Origin of the sequence: Flavobacterium faecale, assembly GCF_048320115.1 — a bacterium.
GTDB lineage: Bacteria > Bacteroidota > Bacteroidia > Flavobacteriales > Flavobacteriaceae > Flavobacterium > Flavobacterium faecale_A.
Genome location: NZ_CP182943.1, coordinates 1,456,461 through 1,476,855 on the forward strand (window position 1 = coordinate 1,456,461; position 20,395 = coordinate 1,476,855).

Annotated in this window: 15 protein-coding genes; all 15 read left to right on the forward strand. The window is 34.4% G+C overall.

Translation table 11 applies throughout. The features are described from left to right. Window positions 1-223 precede the first annotated feature (223 nt). The 15 genes from ACNH59_RS06190 to mgtE all read left to right on the forward strand — a co-directional run bounded on the left by ACNH59_RS06190 (window position 224) and on the right by mgtE (window position 20,380). Window positions 224-2,485 carry a heparinase II/III domain-containing protein gene (locus tag ACNH59_RS06190; protein WP_418264560.1) on the forward strand — a complete coding sequence of 754 codons (2,262 nt, stop codon included), beginning with the start codon at window positions 224-226 and terminating at the stop codon, window positions 2,483-2,485. A gap of 10 nt (window positions 2,486-2,495) precedes the next feature. Further along, window positions 2,496-2,855, forward strand: coding sequence for a cupin domain-containing protein (locus ACNH59_RS06195; protein ID WP_418264561.1), 360 nt, complete (start codon window positions 2,496-2,498; stop codon window positions 2,853-2,855). Between the two features lie 311 nt (window positions 2,856-3,166). Further along, on the forward strand, window positions 3,167-4,036 hold the full coding sequence (locus ACNH59_RS06200) for a polysaccharide lyase family 7 protein (RefSeq protein WP_418264562.1): 870 nt from the start codon (window positions 3,167-3,169) through the stop codon (window positions 4,034-4,036). Between the two features lie 113 nt (window positions 4,037-4,149). Then, entirely contained in the window at window positions 4,150-4,863 is a 714-nt protein-coding gene (locus ACNH59_RS06205; protein WP_418264563.1) for a FadR/GntR family transcriptional regulator, read from the forward strand. Between the two features lie 167 nt (window positions 4,864-5,030). Beyond that, window positions 5,031-6,302 (forward strand): MFS transporter, encoded by a 1,272-nt coding sequence (locus ACNH59_RS06210; RefSeq protein WP_418264564.1) that lies wholly within the window; start codon window positions 5,031-5,033, stop codon window positions 6,300-6,302. Between the two features lie 51 nt (window positions 6,303-6,353). Further along, window positions 6,354-7,118 carry an SDR family NAD(P)-dependent oxidoreductase gene (locus ACNH59_RS06215; protein ID WP_418264565.1) on the forward strand — a complete coding sequence of 255 codons (765 nt, stop codon included), beginning with the start codon at window positions 6,354-6,356 and terminating at the stop codon, window positions 7,116-7,118. A 369-nt stretch (window positions 7,119-7,487) separates the two neighbouring features. Then, window positions 7,488-8,510, forward strand: coding sequence for a PfkB family carbohydrate kinase (locus ACNH59_RS06220; protein ID WP_418264566.1), 1,023 nt, complete (start codon window positions 7,488-7,490; stop codon window positions 8,508-8,510). Window positions 8,511-8,521: 11 nt separating this feature from the next. Next, window positions 8,522-9,190 (forward strand): bifunctional 4-hydroxy-2-oxoglutarate aldolase/2-dehydro-3-deoxy-phosphogluconate aldolase, encoded by a 669-nt coding sequence (locus tag ACNH59_RS06225; protein WP_418264567.1) that lies wholly within the window; start codon window positions 8,522-8,524, stop codon window positions 9,188-9,190. Window positions 9,191-9,512: 322 nt separating this feature from the next. Then, window positions 9,513-12,299 carry a chondroitinase-B domain-containing protein gene (locus tag ACNH59_RS06230; protein ID WP_418264568.1) on the forward strand — a complete coding sequence of 929 codons (2,787 nt, stop codon included), beginning with the start codon at window positions 9,513-9,515 and terminating at the stop codon, window positions 12,297-12,299. Window positions 12,300-12,474: 175 nt separating this feature from the next. Then, window positions 12,475-14,358 carry a T9SS type A sorting domain-containing protein gene (locus ACNH59_RS06235; protein ID WP_418264569.1) on the forward strand — a complete coding sequence of 628 codons (1,884 nt, stop codon included), beginning with the start codon at window positions 12,475-12,477 and terminating at the stop codon, window positions 14,356-14,358. Between the two features lie 174 nt (window positions 14,359-14,532). Continuing rightward, complete coding sequence (gene serS, locus ACNH59_RS06240; RefSeq protein ID WP_418264570.1) at window positions 14,533-15,804, forward strand: serine--tRNA ligase; 1,272 nt, start codon at window positions 14,533-14,535, stop codon at window positions 15,802-15,804. Window positions 15,805-15,940: 136 nt separating this feature from the next. Then, window positions 15,941-17,719, forward strand: coding sequence for a tetratricopeptide repeat protein (locus ACNH59_RS06245; protein WP_418264571.1), 1,779 nt, complete (start codon window positions 15,941-15,943; stop codon window positions 17,717-17,719). A gap of 135 nt (window positions 17,720-17,854) precedes the next feature. Continuing rightward, complete coding sequence (locus ACNH59_RS06250) at window positions 17,855-18,166, forward strand: DUF4286 family protein (protein ID WP_418264572.1); 312 nt, start codon at window positions 17,855-17,857, stop codon at window positions 18,164-18,166. A 92-nt stretch (window positions 18,167-18,258) separates the two neighbouring features. Next, on the forward strand, window positions 18,259-19,047 hold the full coding sequence (rsmA, locus tag ACNH59_RS06255) for a 16S rRNA (adenine(1518)-N(6)/adenine(1519)-N(6))-dimethyltransferase RsmA (protein ID WP_418264573.1): 789 nt from the start codon (window positions 18,259-18,261) through the stop codon (window positions 19,045-19,047). After that, window positions 19,028-20,380, forward strand: coding sequence for a magnesium transporter (gene mgtE / locus ACNH59_RS06260; RefSeq protein WP_418264574.1), 1,353 nt, complete (start codon window positions 19,028-19,030; stop codon window positions 20,378-20,380). Before rsmA ends, mgtE begins: the two co-directional genes overlap by 20 nt. The last annotated feature ends 15 nt before the right edge of the window (window positions 20,381-20,395 follow it).

Here is a 20,395-nt window from a genome sequence, read left to right on the forward strand (position 1 = left end):
GGAATCCGTTAAATTAATGACTTATTATTTTTATTTTCTAAAATTAACCATATATTTGGAGAACCAAATTGGTAAACCAATAATATTTTATAAATATTCACTAATAATGAAGTTGTTGGTATTCTAGAAATTTCCTTTCATCCAGTATTGCTAGTGCAATTTGTTTGATTAGAATACAAGGAGATGATTTATATTTTGGATTAATGATTAAAACATAGTGTTGATGAAATTAAAGGGAAATAATTATTTAGAAATGGCTGCTTTAGTAGTGTTTTTATTAGTCTTTCAATATGGAATAGCTCAAGGACATCCCCGATTGATAATGACCCAGAAAGGAGTTCAGGAAATCAAATCACAATTAGGTAAAGTACCGCTTTTTGACAATTCAGTTGCTGAGGTTAAAAAAGAAGTTGATGCTGAAATGGCATTGGGAATTGATGTTCCTTTACCTAAAGATTTTTCTGGAGGTTACACGCATGAACGCCACAAAAAAAACTGGTTGATTATGCAAAAAGCAGGTGCTTTGTATCAAATACTAGGAGACAAGAAATACGCAACTTATGTGAAAGAAATGTTGTTAGCGTATACTAAATTGTATCCTACTTTGCCTCTGCATCTACAAGAGCGTTCTTATGCCCGTGGAAAATTATTTTGGCAAGCTTTAAATGATGCCAATTGGTTGGTTTATGTAAGTCAAGCTTATGATTGTGTGTATGATTTTATAGGAGCTAAGGATCGTGCTTTGATTGAGAAAGATTTGTTTAAACCTTTTGCAGATTTTATTTCTATAGGTTCTCCACAATATTTTAATAGAGTTCATAATCATAGTACTTGGGGCAATGTAGCTGTAGGAATGATAGCTTTGGTTATGGATGATGCAGAGTTGCTCGAACGCGCAATGTACGGTTTAAAAGAAGATTCTGTTCCTGCTGGAATGAAAGATAATGATGGTGGATTAATTAAAAAACCAGGGCAAAAAACGGGTTTTTTGGCAAATGTAGACGAGCCTTTTTCGCCTGACGGCTATTACAATGAAGGTCCGTATTACCAGCGTTATGCCATGTATCCTTTTATGGTTTTTGCAGAAGCCTTACAAAACACGAAGCCGAAGCTAAAAATTTTTGAGTATAAAAATGGTATCCTTATTAAATCTGTTTATGCTTTACTGAATTTAACCAATTCAGCGGGTGAGTTTTTTCCTTTAAATGACGGACAAAAAGGGATGTCCTATTATTCAAGAGAATTAGTTTCGGCGGTGGATATTGCTTATTTGTACGGAGGAAAAGATCCTTCTTTGTTGTCCATTGCTGAGAAACAAGGAAGAGTGCAATTGGACAATTCAGGAATGGCTGTAGCATTAGGAGTTAAAAATAACTTAACAAAGCCATTTGTGAAAAAATCAATCGATTTGTCTGATGGTTCAGATGGTAAACAAGGAGGTGTAGCTATCATTAGAAATAGGAACAAAGACAAAGAGCTAACATTAGTGATGAAATATGCCGCTCAGGGTTCCAGTCATGGACATTTTGATAAATTATCTTTTTCGTATTATAATAATAGTTCGGAGGTATTACAAGACTATGGATTGGCACGTTTTGTCAATATTGAACAAAAAGGAGGTGGGAATTATTTGAAAGAAAATACTACTTGGGCAAAGCAAACTATAGCACATAATACAATTGTTCAGAACGAAACTTCTCATTTTGGAGCCGATTTTGAAACAGGTAGTCAATTCTCATCAAAAAAATATTCATACGATGTGAGCAATCCTAAAGTTCAAATTATTAGTGCAACTGAAGATAATGCATATCCAGGAACAAAAATGCATCGTACAATGGTAGTTTTGGAAACAGATGATTTCGAAAATCCATTATTGCTAGATATCTTTCAAGTGAATTCTAAAACAGCTAACCAATATGATTTGCCGTTTTATTACTTAGGGCAGATGATGTCGGCTAATTTTAAGTACGAAACCCCAAAAATATTAGAGCCACTTGGAAAATCTTTTGGCTACCAACATCTGTGGAAAGAAGCTGTTGGAAAATCTTCATCAGAGAACACAAAATTTTCATGGTTGTATGAAGGTAGTTTTTATACTTTGACTTCGGCAACAAGTCCTGATGATGAGTTGTTGTTAGTTCGGTTGGGAGCCAATGATCCTAATTTTAATTTGCGTAGAGATGCTGGATTTATTATTCGTAAAAAAAACACTCAAAAATCGATTTTTGTAAATGTAATTGAAACGCATGGGAGTTATAGTCCAGTAACGGAAAATGCCGTAAATGCTTTCAGTGCAGTTGCAAATGTTGAGGTGGTATATGAGGATGAGAATTATGTAGCGGTTTCAATTAAAAATAACAAGGGAAAGGTTTCTTTGTTTATCTTATCTACCATGAATAATTCTGCAACGCAAAATCACAATATAGAAATAAAAGGAAAGACCTATTCTTGGGTTGGTACACATTATTATACATTAATTAAGTAAATATATCGATATGCAAAGTTTTGGAGCAAGTAAAGAGTTTTTGATTGGAGATGAAATACAATGGGAAGTTGTAGGAGAAGGAGTAAAACGTAAAATCATGGGTTATGATGATACCATCATGCTTGTGAATGTAGATTTTAAAAAAGGAAGTATTGGACCGTTACACGAGCATTACCATGCACAAGTAACTTATGTGGTAAGTGGTGAGTTTGAAGTGACTATTGGGGATGATAAGAAAGTATTAAAAGGTGGCGATTGCTTTTATATTCCACCGCATGTACTACACGGAGCTATTTGTTTGGCAGATGGTGTTTTGATCGATGTGTTCAGTCCTATACGTGAAGATTTCATGAATAAAGAACATTACTAGAAATTTGTACCACAGTTTGTAGGTTGAAATTTAACTGCAAAACATTTATTGATATGTTTTGCAGTTTTTTTATGCTTTTTTTAGAAAAGTTAAGCTATTCTTTACAAATTATTTGTCATGGTATTCTTGATTAAGTGCTTGTTTTATTGCTTTTTATGAGATTGAAGCTAAGATTTATAAAATAAATCACGAATTGTTTTTTTTAATTGAAATTAGTTTTTATATTTGGTTCTCCAAATTGGTTTACCAAACTGGTAGGGTAAAAAAAGTAACGCTATTTAACTAACTATTTATCAAGTAAAACAATTATAATGAAATTACATTTTTCAAAAATTGCATTTTTGGCTTTGTTGACTACTGTAGCAATAAGTTATGGTCAAGACAAAAAAGATAAAAAAAATAAAACAGCAAAAATTGATTGGGCACATTGGACAGTAACTGTTCCTGAAGAAAACCCTAACAAGCCCGGAAAACCATATTCAATTGGTTATCCACAAATTTTAGAATATGCCAATGATAAGATTGTTTCTAAATATATGTATGACGATCCAAAAGACAGGTCTGTTGTTTTTTATGCCTATCCTTCTGGGACTACAACCGCTAATAGCAGTTACTCTCGTTCTGAGTTAAGAGAAACGATGGAGACTGGAAGCAATAAGGCGAACTGGACTTTTGTCCAAGGAGGAAAAATGAGAGCTACTTATGCTATTGAAGATATCTCTAAAGAACCTGATGGTAAATACAGTCGTGTTATTATTGCGCAAATTCACGGAGTATTGACAGATGAACAACGGGAATTGATTGGTCAAAAAGATAATAATGCACCGCCAATCTTAAAAATATATTGGGATAAAGGTAAAATTCGGGTAAAAACAAAAGTCCTAAAGGATTTGAATGCAACGTATAAAGAGATGCTTTCAGAGCATGCTTGGGGTGACGATGAAGGGAGAAATTTTAAAGAAAAAATTGATTTGAATACGAAATTTACTTTAGAAGTTAAAGTGTCTAGTGGACGAATGGAAGTGATTCTGAATGATGGGGAATCATTGATTTATGATGACATTCATATGAGCAAATGGAACATTTTTGAAAATTATTTTAAAGCTGGAAACTATTTTCAGTCAAAAAATCCTAACTCTTTTGCAAAAGTAAAAATATATTCACTAGAAGTGTCTCATTAACAAGTTGTTAGTTTTGATTTTTTAATGGTTTCTTTTTGAATTTTGTGTTGTTTTTTTTTATAATTTTATCAACCAATCTGGTTAACCAGAGTTTTTAATTTAATTTAAAGAGTATGAAGTTAGAAGTTTTCACCAAAAAAGATAATAAGGAATCACTAAATACAATTATAGCTAAAATAAGAGATTATATAAATTATAAAAATTTAGAACCACAAGATAAGCTTCCGTCAGAGAGAATGTTGTCTGAAAAGTTTGAGGTAAGTAGAAGCAGTGTTCGTGAAGCTATCCAGAAATTGGAGTTTTACGGAATTCTAAAGTCAATACCTCAAAGTGGAACATTTGTGGCTAATATTGGAAAAATAGCGATCAACGGTATAATAGACGATATTTTGAGATTAGGAACATCTGATTTTAAATCATTAGTAGAAACCAGAATTCTTATCGAATTGAAAACAGTTCGCTTAGCGGCTACAAGGAGAACTGAAGATGATATAATTAATATAAAAACAGCTTTGGATGCTTATGCAGAAAAAGTTCAGAAAGGCGAAGATGCTGTTCAAGAGGATTTGATTTTTCACTTAGCTATTGCTAAAGCTAGTGGCAATAGCACCATCAATAATTTGATGTTGATTATTACACCTGAAATTTTGACCAATTTTGAGAAGTATCATGTATGTGACAAAAGTGAAAATGAGGGTTTTGATAGGGTAAAAGAACATACTGAGGTTTTTGATGCTATTGTCGCACAGGATCCTCAATTGGCAAAACAAAAAATGAAAGAACATTTCAAAGCATTATATGAATATTGCTATAGTGTACAGGAATAATACAAACATCCAAAAGTTAAAAATGGACTCAGGTGCCATAGTTCTTTTTTAACATATTACATTTTTTTAGAATTTTAAGACAATTTTGCCTAATTGTAAAATATAGGTACGGGTAACTTTTGGCTTTTTTTAAACGAAAGTTTTAGGCCAATACAAACAGTAATATTATGAAAATAAAGGGATTAAGATGGTGGATTATTACGCTAATCTGTTTAGCTACAGTGATTAATTACATTGACAGAACGGCATTTGGTATCATGTGGCCAGAGATGGGTAAGGATTTAGGTATGGACGAAGCTGATTATGCAATCATGCTTAATATATTTATGATTACATACGCTGCTGGTAAGTTTTTGTCGGGTAAACTTTATGACATGATTGGAACTCGTTTAGGTTTTACAGTCTCAATTATTTTGTGGTCTGTAGCTTCTATTTTTCATGCTTTTGCCAAAGGATTATTCTCTTTAACTCTTTTTAGAGGACTCTTAGGTCTTGGTGAAGCAGGGAACTGGCCTGGAGCTGTAAAAAGTAATGGAGAATGGTTTCCTGTAAAACAAAGAGCTATCGCTCAAGGAATTTTCAATGCAGGGGCTTCTTTAGGAAGTGTTATCGCTCCAGTTTTAATTGCTACTTTATACGGAGCTTATGGTTGGAGAATGACTTACATTATCATTGGTGCGGTTGGAGTTTTATGGGTCATTCCATGGTTGTTTATCAATAAATCAACTCCAGAGAAACATCCTTGGATTACGGAAGAAGAATTGAATCTTATTGTGGCAAGTAGTAAGGTGGATGACTCTAAGGAGGCTTCAAAGGAAAAAGGACTAAGTGTGATGGGGATTTTGAAATACAAAGAATCATGGGGAGTTCTTGTGGGGAGTTTCTTTATAGAACCTATTTGGTGGTTGTTTGTGGGTTGGATGCCATTATATCTTCATTCTGCTTATGGATTTAGCATTGTAGAAATTGGTTCTACTATATGGATATCTTATTTGGGCGGAATGGCAGGAAGTATTATAGGCGGATGGTATTGTGGAAAATTAATTGAGACAAAAACCGTTGACGCCGCAAGAAAAATTACAATCGGGATTGGTTGTGCATTGATACTAATGGGATTGTTAGGAATTATCTTTTTAATAGACGGATCAAACGCGATGTCATTTATATACATTGTTGCCTTGGTGCTTTTTGGTTTTCAATTTGCTATTGGAAACTTGCAAACATTATCAAGTGATTTGTTCAAAGGACCATCTGTAGGAACATTAGCTGGATTAGCGGGTAGTGTGGGAGCTGTCTCTGTAATCATTATGAACTGGTTGATCCCTAAAATCACAACAGTATCGTATACACCAGCTTTCATTATCATAGCGGTTTTAGCGCCACTAACGTTATTGTCGATTGTGTTTTTTATTAAAAAAATACATCCAGTAGAAAAATAAAATAAAGAGTAAAAAAAAATAAGGATTTTAAATAATTAAAATAGAATAAAGATGAGTAAAGTAGAAGGAAAAGTTGCATTCATTACTGGTGCTACTGGAGGAATTGGTTTTGCAGTAGCTAAAAGGTTAGGTAAAGACGGTTATACTGTAGTTTTAAACGGTATTGATGATGAAGCAGGTGCGCAAAGAATAGCTGAACTTACTGCAGAAGGAATCACTGCTGAATATTATGGATTTGACGTAACAAATGCTGATGCGGTAACTGAAAACATCAACAAAATTGGTGAAAAGTACGGTAAAATTGATGCTTTAATCAATAATACTGGTGGTATCGGTATCAGAGCTAGATTTGAAGATATGACAAATGATGAGTACAAATTCGTTATGGCTTTGAACCTTGATTCGGTATTTTATGCATCAAGAGCAGCTATTCCTTTCTTGAAAAAAGGTAAAAATGCTTCTATCATTAACTATACTTCAAATGCAGCATGGAATGGAGCAGGACCTGGGGCAGGTATCTATGCAACTTCTAAAGGTGGAGTACAATCTATCACTAGAGCTTTAGCTAAAGATTTAGCGGAGTACGGAATTAGAGTGAATGCAGTATCTCCTGGTACAATTGACACTCCTTTCCACGCTCAAATTAAAGCTACTAAACCAGAAGTTTTTGCATCTTGGAAAAGTAGTGTTTTGTTAGGTAGATTAGGAGAACCAGAAGAAGTAGCTTCTGTGATTTCTTTCTTAATTAGTGACGAAGCTTCTTTCTTAACTGCCGAAACTATTCAAATTGGTGGAGGTCAAGCTTTAGGAATCTAATTATATTTTCTCAAAAAGGAAGTGTATTAGTCATAGTAGGAATATTTTAGTCCTAAGATGATTGCAATTTGTATTCATGATGATTTCACAAAAGATTGAGATCATGTGAATGTTGCAAAGAACACACTTTTAATAATTGGAAACGTACTTGTTAAGCGTTGAATTTACTAGCTTTTCAAGCTGCTGTAAATTTGCCATTTTAACAAATAAGAATGTAAACAGTAGTAACGAATTGGCTTTAGCCAAAAAAAATAATATGATTTACATTTAAAAAAGTTACTTTTGAACCTTCTTTCGAAAACGATTGAAGGTTTTTTTATATTTATTTAGCTTTGCTAAACATTGTTAATCAATTAGGAATTTAATAAGATGAAAAAAGTAATCACTTTTGGTGAAATTTTACTCCGTTTGTCAACAGAAAGACATTTGCGATTTTCGCAAGCTGAATCTTTTAAGGCTACTTATGGTGGAGGTGAATTTAATGTAGCTGTATCATTAGTAAATTATGGTATGAATGCTGAATATGTAACTAAGATACCAAACAACGAATTGGGAATTAGTGCCTTGAAAGAAATGCGTAAGCTTGATGTAGGTTGTGAAAATGTATTATTTGGAGGCGATCGTTTAGGGATTTATTTTTTAGAAACAGGAACCAGTACTCGTGCTAGTAATGTGATTTATGATAGAGCCAATAGTTCTATGGCATCATTGGAAAAAGGAGAGTTTAATTGGAGAGAAGTTCTAAAAGGTGCTACTTGGTTCCATTGGAGCGGAATTACTCCTGCACTTTCTGAATCTGCAGCTGAGGCTTGTTTGGAAGCGATCAAAGTGGCGCACGAAATGGGATTGACTATTTCTACCGATTTGAACTATCGTGCTAAACTATGGAATTATGGGAAAGAACCAAAAGATGTTATGCCTGAGATGTTGAAGTACAGTAACGTGATTTTGGGAGATATTGATACGGCTTACTTCATGTTAGGTTTAAATAAAGTGGATCCAGATTATACAAAAGGAGAATTATTGCCTTCATTGTATGATAAAATTTTTGAATTATGTCCTGAAATGAAGTATGTAGCAACTACACTACGTTATTCAGTAAGTGCTTCTCATCAAAGAATTGGTGGTGTATTGTATGATGGTAAAAAGATATACAATGCCGCTGTGCAGGAAGTAACTCCAGTTGTGGATAGAGTAGGTAGTGGTGATGCCTTTATGGGAGGTTTGATTTATGGATTGAACGAAGAACCTTTAGATAATCAGAGAGCATTAAATTTTGCTGTTGCGGCTTGCTGTTTGAAACACACCATCTCAGGAGATTATAACTTAGTAACCAAACCAGAAATTGAAAAATTATTATCAGGTGATTTTTCAGGAAAAGTTTCAAGATAAAATAATAAAATATGGCTCAATTTTCAAGAATAGAAGTAGCACAAGTGATGAAAGAAACAGGTCTTGTACCGTTGTTTTATCATAAAGATGTAGAAGTAAGTAAAAAAGTATTGAAGGCTTGTTATGATGGAGGGGCTCGTTTGTTAGAATTCACTAGCAGAGGAGATTTTGCTCATGAAATTTTTGCAGCATTAGTGAAATATGCAGTTGCTGAATTACCAGGAATGGTATTGGGTGTAGGTTCTGTTACTGATGCAGCGGCAGCGTCATTGTATATGCAATTGGGAGCTAATTTTATTGTTACTCCAGTTTTTAGAGAAGATATTGCAATTGTATGTAACCGTCGTAAAGTGATGTGGTCACCAGGTTGTGGTTCGTTAACTGAAATTGCAAGAGCAGAAGAAATGGGTTGTGAAGTGGTAAAATTATTCCCAGGTGAATTATATGGTCCTGCTTTTATCAACGGAATCAAAGGGCCTCAACCATGGACTACTATTATGCCAACAGGTGGGGTTTCGCCAACCAAGGAAAGCTTAACAGAATGGATCACTGCAGGTGCAGTTTGCGTAGGTATGGGTTCCAAATTAATTAAAGCCGAAGCAGATGGTAATTTTGATTTAGCTAAAATTGAATCTTTGACTAGAGAATGTATTGAAATTATTAAGGATTTAAAAAAATAATATTCTGTTGAAATACAATTAGTCGAATGACTAATAAATATAAAATCCCAACTTACTTTATTTGTAAGTTGGGATTTTTTAGATTATTCTATCAGATTAGATGTTTTGTACAGTATATAGATTCATTTTTTACATAAACAATATTTATTGGTAACTACTAGGTTTTTTTTTGATTATTATTGGTTTTGCTAAAAGGTTTATATCAAATGTTTTAACTTAAAAAAAACATTTGGTTTCAAAAAATTATTTTTATATTTGGTTTTTCAAATTGGTAAACCAAAATGATTTTCCAGAAAAAACAACTAACCAAAATATTAAAATAATGAAAAAAACTACTTTTCTAAAAGGCAAAACAATGAAGCATTTCTTGGTGCTTGTGGTGCTTTTTTTATTTAATGTTGTTGAAGCTCAAACACTTTATACCTCTGCTTCTGCTTTACAAACTGCTGTAAATGCTTCTGCTGCCACAGGAGGAACCTTTATTATAAAAGATGGTTCGTATTCTGGTTTTAAGGTTACAATAACTTCAGTTACAGCAACTAGTGATAAGCCTATTGTTATTAAGCCACAATCTTTGGGAGGGGTCACATTTACAGGAGATTCTTATTTTACTTTTAAAAAATCGGCTAATATTATATTAGAAGGATTTAATTTTAATTGCAGTGGAAATAGTACCATTGTGAAATTGGAAGGGAGTAATAATATTAGAGTAACTCGCAATATATTTAAATTAACGACTCTTAATCCAATCAAATGGGTTTTTATAGGTGGCGTTTGGGATGATGTTGAACCATATCAATTCTTAAGTCATCACAATCGAATTGATCATAATGTCTTTAAGGATAAGAATACCCCAGGACATTACATTACTGTTGATGGAACGGGTGAAAAAGTGCAATCACAGTATGACCGTATCGATCATAATCATTTTAAAGACAATAGTCCTAGAGCGGTAAACGAGCAGGAGTCTATTCGAGTGGGATGGAGTAAAATGTCGAAATCCATTGGTTTTACTACCGTGGAATATAATTTATTTGAAAACTGTGATGGTGATCCTGAAATAGTTTCTGTAAAATCTTCTGATAACATTATTAGACACAACACTTTTAGAGGGAGCTATGGTACACTTTCTTTTAGACACGGAAACAGAAACAGATCCGAAGGGAATTATTTTTTTGGTAATGGTAGGTCTATTAGTACTTCGCCTGACGGAGCTACTTTGTATACAGGAGGAATGCGTGTGTACGGTACTGATCATGTAATAATCAATAATTATTTTGAAGGACTAAACGGAACCAAATGGGATGCGCCAATTACCTTAACGCAAGGGGATGCTATTGAAGGAAGTAGTTCTGATTTGACAAAACATTACAGAATAGAACGTCTTGTTGTTGCATACAATACTTTGGTGAACAATGATCAAGGAATCGAAATTGGCTTTTCTAATAATGGAGCCTATGGTCAAAAAATGAAAGAGGTCACAATCGCAAATAATCTCATTACTAGCGATAGAAATAGCTTGGTTAAAATAGTAGATGGTAAAGATCAAGGTTCTGATATTACTTGGATAAATAACCTGATGTATCCTACGGGTAGTGCAACTTTAATATCAGGAGCAACAACGACTACTCTGTCGAGTACAAGTCAGGTCATTAATGAAAATCCGAATTTAATATTTAATACTGGCACAGGTACATGGAAATCTACAGTGTTAACGCCACTTTATGCTAATGGTGCTACATTAACTAATGATGAAGATATTGATGGGCAATCAAGGCCGTCAAGCAGCAATCCCGGTGCGGACCATTTCAGTATGGAATCAGTACGTTATATGCCAATGACAGCGGCAACGGTTGGGCCATTAGCCTATGAAGATATTCCACTAGCTTTATCTCCAATTACAAGTTTTGCAATAGGAGGCGAGAGTAAAACGACAAATGTAACCACTAACCTTTCTTGGACAGCGAGTGTTGATAGTCCGAGTTGGTTGAGTATCAATAATAGTTCTGGAACAGGAAATGGTTCTATTTCAATAACTGCTACAGCAAATACATCTGGCGTAGCAAGAACAGGTTTGTTAACTGTGACTGGAAACGGAATTGATCCAGTTACATTAACCGTGACTCAAGTTGGACCTACACTTACATTATCAGCTATTTCAAATTTTGTAGCTACAGGTGAAAGTAAAGCGACTACAGTAACCTCTAATGTTTCATGGACAGCGAGTATTGACAACCCAAGTTGGTTAAGTATCAATTCTGCTTCTGGAACAAATGATGGTTCCATTACAGTTACTGCAACAACTAATCCATCAACAACAGCTAGAACAGGTACTTTGACAGTAACGGGTAGTGGGATGTCTCCAACTACTTTGACAATCACTCAAGCTGGGCAGCAGTCTGGAGCAATCTTGATAAATTCAGGAACAAATGGAAATCCGGTTTCAGCTACTGCTACTTCTGAACAAGTTGGAGGGTCAAATTTTAATTATGCGATAAATTCATTGGATAAAGATACCGCAACAAGATGGTCCGATAATGCTGATGGTGGAATTATTACTTATGATTTTGGTAGTGTTTATACAATGGAGTCTATTAAAATTGCTACAACAGGCTCTGCTTCAAAATGGTATTTCTATGATGTTCAGTTTTCAACTGACGGTGTAAATTATTCAGCAGCTACAAGCATACAAAGTGCTGCTGCTGGAGCTACAACTTTTGCAACTTTTCCATTTACAAATGTGGCTCGATATGTGAAAATTACTGGTAAAGGGAATAATACTTCTTCATTTTCAACTATTTCTGAAATCGAGTTTTATGGTACAGTAAATTTGTCTGTTAAGAAAAATGCTTTGAACAATGCATTTACAGTCTATCCTAATCCTGCTTCTGGAAGTATAAGTATGTATACTGCTATCGCAACGAATGCTGTAAATGCTTTGGTTTACAGTATGGATGGTAAACAAGTATTGGATAAACAACTTCAGAACTCCGATGTTAATTTCTATAATCTAGATATTAGCACACTTAAAAACGGTACATATTTGTTGAAAATCCAAAATGATAAAAATGCTACCGTAGGAACTAAAATGATAATCGTAAGAAATTAGTTGAGTCAAATTTCTGTAAGTGTTTTAAGCACAGAATGTTTTTTGCATGTTAAAAATGAATTTTTATAGAAAAACGTTTTTTTAATATAATTAGATTGCTTATATTTGGTAACCCAAATTGGTTTTCCAGTTTGGGTTACCATAAAAAATAATCTAATCTTTAAATTTTTACATTATGAAAAAACATTACTTATTAATTTTATTACTTGCCATAAGTGTATCTGGATTTGGGCAAATAAAGTGGGTTGCTGCAGGTAGTGGCGACTGGGGAACTGCTTCAAACTGGAGTGGTGGTGTAGTGCCAACAATTGGTGATGATGTTGTTTTGGATAACTCTACTACAGTTGGAGCTTACACTGTTACGATGCCTGGAAATGGTACACCTGTTGAAATTAAATCTTTACAAATTGGGTATCCAGGAAATGTCAATGTAATTAAAGTTCTAATTACTAATGATAGTCCAGCAACTGGAAGTATTTTGAAGTTAAATGGTGGTGGTGCAACCGCCTTGCACATAACAGATAATGGTGTTTTACAAAATGAAGGTTCTAAAATTAATGATGCAAGAGTAGTTGCATTAAGTTCAACTACTGATATTTTTAAAATGTCTGGAAACGCTAAATACATTCATAAAATGATTGGCGGTTCAAGTACTACTACTTCAAATAACACAGCTTTGCCTTCGAAAAATTCAACAGATAATAATTATGATTTTGGAATTGATAGTACGGTTGAAGTTCAAGTTACTGGAGGTGCTACAACATCACTAAGAGGGGAATTTGCCAGACCTACATATGGAAATTTTACAGTAATAGGTACAACGTCAATAAACTTTTTTGGTGCTTCAGGTACGAATGAAACTACTATAAATGGTAATTTAACTATAGGCTCTGGTGCTGGTTCTGCTATGACATTAAGTCTTGGTTCAAGTAATGGGGGGACTTTAACGGTTGAAAAAAATATTATAATTAATGCTGATGCAGAATTAAAAGGGGCTAATGGAACTGGTGCACAAACTTTGATAGTTAAAGGAGATGTTACAGGAGATGGTAGAGTAAGTATGACAGGAACAACTTCTTCAGGATTGGTAAGTTTCACATTACAGGGTAATCTTAACGCAAGACTTGGTGGTATTGCTAGTGCAACAGGGCAAAATAGCGGAAATATTTTAAAATTTAGTGGCGGAGCAGTAAGTAACGTAAACTTCAATGCAACAAATTTAAGTGGAGATAGTTTAATAAAAAACATTATCATTGATAGCGGGAAAAATGTTACATTAAGTGGAAAAGCTACTTTTGTATCTGATGCTACTCCATTGGCAAAATCTATTACTATTAACAGTGGAGGTTCTTTAATTATAGGAACAACAGGCATTTTAAACACAGATGTCTCCAAAGTAACAGGAGCTGGTACATTGGTGGTTAACGGTACTTTAGGTATAGGTTCATTAGATGTTAGCAATGCTTTTTCAGACAATATTAATCCTACAACAGTAACATTAAATCCTACAGCTAATATAGAGCTTAACGGTACTGCTGCTCAAAAATTAGCTGCTCGTACTTTTCCTAATTTGACTATTAATAATGCAGCTGGTGTTACTTTAGGTGGTGTAATTACTGTAACAGACAAACTTAATATAGCTACTGGGATACTAAACTTAGGTTCATTTACTCATACTGCAGATAAACTCTATACTGCAGGAGTAGGAACAGTCTCAGGTTCTTGGGGAAGTGAAAGTTCATCTGCAACTAATAAAAGCGATGTTTATTTTGCAGGATCTGGACTTTTAAATGTTACTGCAACAACTTTAAGCGTGGCAAAAAACAACATCCAAGGATTAAATGTTTATCCAAATCCAGTGAAAGACGGTATATTGTTTATCAATACTAATAGCAGTGATGCTAAAACGGTTGCTATTTATGACATTTTAGGAAAACAAGTAGTGTCTAAAGAAGTTGCTTCTGGACAAGTTGATGTTTCTAGTTTGAATAAAGGTATTTATGTTTTGAAAATTACAGAAGCTGGAAAAACAAGTACAAGAAAAATAGTTATTGAATAAATATTTCCACAATATTTTTGTGTTACAAAAAAAAAGATCGCTTCCCCAAGGCGGTCTTTTTTTGTTTACTCAACATTGTTTTAAGTTTTTCATATTGTCCGCTTATAATTGAAACATTTCCTTAAATTTGCTTACTTTATTAGTAAGAACAACTAGAGTAATAAAAATCAAACTATGTTACAAATTGCATTTATTAGAGAGAATCAGGATAAGGTAATCCAAGCTTTGACAAAAAGAAATATGGACGCGAGACCTGTGGTGGAAGAAGTGGTACAACTAGACGAAAAGCGTCGTGCTACACAAGTGGAGTTAGACAATACTTTAGCCGAATCTAATAAGCTATCCAAAGACATAGGTGGATTAATGAAAAGTGGTGAAAAAGCAAAAGCAGCCATCTTAAAAGAGAAAACAGTTACTTTAAAGGAAAAAAGTAAGGAACTAGCAGAAGTTGCAGATACTTTGGCAGCTGAACTTACTGAGAAACTATACACGCTTCCAAATCTTCCTGCAGACATTGTTCCTGAAGGGAAAACTCCTGAAGAAAATCTAAACGTATTTGAAACTGGTGAAATACCTGTTTTGCACGAAGGAGCACAACCGCACTGGGAGTTGGTGAAAAAATACGACATTATTGATTTTGAACTAGGGAATAAAATCACCGGGGCAGGTTTTCCTGTTTATAAAGGGAAAGGAGCTCGTTTGCAACGTGCCTTAATCAATTATTTTTTAGACAAAAATACAGCTGCAGGATACAATGAGGTGCAAGTCCCGCATTTAGTTAATGAAGCTTCAGCTTATGGAACTGGACAATTGCCTGATAAAGAAGGGCAAATGTACCACGATGCCACTGACGATTTGTATTTAATTCCAACAGCAGAAGTTCCGGTTACCAACTTATTCAGAGATGTGATATTGACTGAAAGTGAATTACCTGTTTTAACAACTGCTTACACACCTTGTTTTCGTCGTGAAGCGGGTTCATACGGAGCACACGTACGTGGATTGAATCGTTTACACCAGTTTGATAAAGTGGAAATTGTACGCGTAGAACACCCTGATAAATCTTATGAAGCTTTGGATGGAATGGTAGAACATGTAAAAGATATTTTAAACGACTTAAAATTACCATACCGTATTCTTCGTCTTTGTGGAGGAGATATGGGATTCACATCAGCATTGACTTATGATTTTGAAGTATTTTCAACGGCTCAAGATCGTTGGTTAGAGATTTCTTCTGTTTCTAATTTTGAAACCTTTCAAGCAAATCGTTTGAAGTTGCGTTTCAAAGACAAAGACGGTAAAAATCAATTAGCACATACCTTAAACGGAAGTGCATTGGCTTTACCTAGAGTATTAGCAGGAATCTTAGAAAATTACCAGACTCCAGAAGGAATCGTAATTCCAGAAGTATTGCGTCCTTACTGTGGGTTTGATATTATAAATTAAATTTTATATAATTTAATACAGTAACCATTAAGAAATTAAGAGTCATTAAACTTAATCTACTTAATTTCTTAATGGTTTATTTTTTTGTCAATTAAATGTTTAATTGCAAAATGGACTTTGATTAAAAAACTGAAATATGAAAAACATTTTTATTTATATTGTTTTATTATCATCAGTTTTTGTGTTTTCGCAAAACGAACAACTCGCGCAGTATTACTACGATAAAGGCGATTTTGAAAAAGCAAAAATCAGTTACCAAGAGTTGTTAGAATCGGTGCCGCAAAACATGCAGTATTTTCTAAGAACCGTTGATTGTCTCCAGCAATTACAAGAATTTGGCATTGCCGAGAAAACCATTACTGAACAACTTAATAAATACAAACAAGCCAGTGTTTTAGTGGAATTGGGATACAACTTTCAATTACAAAAAAACGAATCCAAAGCCAAAGAATACTACCAGCAAGCTATTGATAGAATCAGTATTAATGCCTATGAGGTATATGGAGTTGCTGCTTCTTTTGAGAAGAAGGTTTTGCTGGATTATGCATTGAAATCCTATGAAACGGCGGAGCTCAAAATGCCAAATCTCAATTTCAACTATCAAAAAGGATTGCTTTACGGACAATTAGGAAATATGGAAAAGATGATTACTACTTTTCTAGACGAAGCTTATTTGAATCCTCCAAATTCTGTTTTGATTCAAAATCAAATGTCGCGATTTATGACAGGCGAGGGAGATGCTGCTTTTAGTGATTTGCTCAAAAAAGCCTTAATTCTTAGAGTTCAAAAAAATCAGGATGTTTTTTGGAATCATTATTTGAGTTGGTTTTATGTCCAACAAAGAGAATTTGCAAAGGCATTTGTTCAAGAAAAAGCCGTTTACAAACGCAATCCTGTTTCACTTTCAAATATCGTAAATTTGGCTCAAAGCTGTATTGAAGAGGATGAAAATGAGACTGCTAAGGAAATATTAGATTTTGTTATTGAAAACACCAAGGATTTAGAGCTTTTGATTCAAGCCAATTCTTATTTGATGCAGATGAAAATTGATAAAGCAACACCCAAAGAATATCCATTAATTCAAACAGCACTAGAAGACTTGCTCAAACAATATGAAATCGGTCCTTTTAGTTTATCTTTGCAGCTGATTCAGGCGCATTTTATGGCTTTTAATTTGAAAAAACCAGAAGAAGCGAGGTTGATAATCAAAAAAGCACTCGATTTACAGCTGAATGAATATCAAAAAGCGCAGGTTAAAATGGAGCTTGCGGATATTTTGTTATTCGAAGAAAAATTCAATCAAGCTTTGTTGTATTATTCTCAAATCGAATTGGATTTAAAAAATGATGCTGTTGCGCATGAAGCAAGTTTAAAAGCGGCCAAAACCAGTTATTTCAAAGGTGATTTTGATTGGGCTTTGAAACAATTTAAAGAATTGAAGTCGGCCAGTACGCAGTTGATTGCCAATGATGCTTTGGAATATTTTCTGTTGATAAATGACAATACCGTTGCCGATTCAACGCAAACAGCATTAAAAGAATTTGCCAAAGGCGATTATTTGTTGTACCAAAGTAGAAACGAAGAAGCAATTGCACAGTTTCAAGCTATTTTAAAAAAGTATAAGGGTGCGGAAATAGAGGCTGTGACCTTGTTACGATTGGGAAAAATATTTGAAAAATTAGGTGATTTCCCTTTGGCGTTAAGCCAGTACCAAGAGATAATGGACAAACACAAGGACGGAATCTATATTGATGAAGCCTTGTATTTTTCAGCTGAGATTTATAATAAAAAAATGATGGAGCCCGAAAATGCAAAGCCGCTTTACGAGAAAATACTCTTTAATCACCAGGATAGTATTTATTTTGTTGAAGCAAGAAAAAATTTCAGGACTTTGAGGGGAGATAAGAATTTGTGAAATAAGGTTAATCGCTTAATTGTTTAGAGTTTAATCGTTTAAGAAAAGGTTTAAAGGGTTGACTGTTTAATAGTTTAGAAGATTCTTTCGATTAACCAGTTAACCGATTAACCAATTAAACAAAAAAAAGAAAACATGATAATATACAACGTTACTACAAACATACACGAGAGCGTACACGACCAATGGATGATCTGGATGCAGCACAAACACATTCCAGAAATGATTGCAACTGGGAAATTTATTTCAGCTCGTTTGGTTCGTGTTTTGGTCGAAGAAGAAATGGGAGGTGTAACCTATTCTACACAATACACTACGGATAGTAAAGAGACTCTGGAGAAATATTATTTAGAAGACGCGGCTGCCTTACAGGCCGAAGGACAAGAAATATTTGGAGAAAGAATGCTCACTTTCCGTACAGAATTACAAGTGATATCGGAACATTAAAATAGTAGTCAGTTTCAGTAATCAGTGATCAGATTTCAGGGAATAAAAACTTAGTATCTAAGTTACTTAGTAACTTAGAACCTTATAGAAATATGGAAAAAGTAAAAGCAAAAAAACACCTAGGACAACATTTCTTAAAAGATGAAAGTATCGCTAAAGACATCGCTGATACCTTGAGCATAGAGGGATACGAAGATGTTTTGGAAATAGGTCCAGGAATGGGAGTGTTGACTAAGTATTTGTTAGAAAAACCAGTGACTACTTATGTAGTGGAAATCGATACAGAATCTGTGGACTACTTAGGAGTTAATTATCCAAAGTTAGAAGGAAAGATTATCTCCAAAGATTTCTTGAAGTATGATGTTAATGAAATTTTTGCTGGAAAACAATTCGCTATTGTAGGTAATTTTCCTTATAATATTTCGACTCAGATTGTCTTTCGAATGCTAGAATACAAAGAGCAAGTGCCTGAGTTTTCAGGAATGTTTCAAAAAGAAGTAGCCGAGCGTATTTGCGAGAAAAAAGGAAGTAAGACGTATGGCATTTTATCCGTTTTGGCACAAGCTTTTTATGATGCGGAGTATTTGTTTACTGTGGACGAAAATGTATTTAATCCACCGCCAAAGGTGAAGTCGGGAGTATTGCGTTTAAGACGAAAAGAAGATTTTAGTTTGCCTTGTGGAGAGAAATTGTTTTTTACCGTTGTAAAAACGGCTTTCCAGCAACGTAGAAAGACTTTGCGCAACAGTTTAAAAACCTTAAATTTGTCCGACATTTTAAGGGAAGACGAAGTGTTTAACCTTAGACCTGAGCAACTAAGCGTTGCACAATTTATTGAATTGACTCAAAAAATAGAAGCCGATGGAATTCAAAATCAGTAAAGATTTAATACAAGAACTAGAGCAGCACATTGTCAATAAAAACGACAGGGAATTAGAGTCCTTGTTGAATGACATGCACCATGCTGATATAGCCGAGGTATTAGATGAACTGGATTTTGATGAGGCAACCTATATCTTTAAGCTTTTAGATTCTGAGAAGACCGCTGAGATTCTTCTGGAACTAGAAGATGATTTAAGAGAAAATATATTAAGTCGCCTTTCGGCAAAAGAAATTGCAGAGGAGTTAGACGAGTTGGATACCGATGATGCGGCAGATATTATTGCTGAGTTGTCACAATCCAAAAAAGAAGAGGTAATCTCAGAATTAGAAGATTTAGAGCATGCCAAAGACATTATTGACTTGCTACGCTATGATGAGGATACCGCTGGTGGACTTATGGGGAAAGAGCTTGTCAAAGTCAATGAAAACTGGAATGTTTTAACTTGTGTGAAGGAAATGCGTGCACAAGCGGAAAACGTTTCTCGTGTACATTCTATTTATGTGGTTGACGATGAGAATCGATTGAAGGGTAGGTTGTCGCTCAAAGATTTATTGACCACTTCTACCAAAGCTCAAATTTCGGATATATATATTAAAAACGTGACTTCAGTAAGCGTAGACGCTGAAGATGTGGAGGTGGCTCGTATCATGCAAAAGTACGATTTGGAAGCGATTCCAGTAATCGATGCAATGGGCCGATTAGTAGGTCGTATTACCATTGATGATATTATTGATGTAATTCGTGAAGAAGCTGATAAGGATTACCAGTTAGCTGCGGGTATCTCTCAAGACGTTGAAGCAGATGATAGCATCATTGAATTGACCAAAGCACGTTTGCCTTGGCTAGTTTTGGCCTTATTGGGTGGATTTATTACCGTACGAGTGTTAGGATTGTTTGAAGGCGCAATGCTAGAGCATGGTAAATTATTTTTCTTCACACCTCTTATTGCCGCTATGGCAGGAAATGTGGGCGTACAATCATCGGCAATTATTGTACAAGGTTTGGCAAATGACACCTTAAGTGGTTCTTTGTTTAATCGACTCATCAAAGAAATTTCATTGAGTTTGTTAAATGGAACTATCTTAGCTGTGATTCTGTTTTTAGGGAGTTACTTGTTATTAGACGAACCATTAATTATGGGATTTGTCATTTGTTGTGCTTTGATTTCTGTGATTGTTATTGCGTCTCTTATTGGGACATTTGTTCCCCTGTTGCTGGATAAGTTTGGAGTTGATCCTGCTTTGGCAACTGGTCCATTTATCACAACCAGTAACGATATTTGCGGAATTTTGATTTATTTCTCAATCGCAAAACTGATTTTAGGATTTTAAAATAACATAGATATA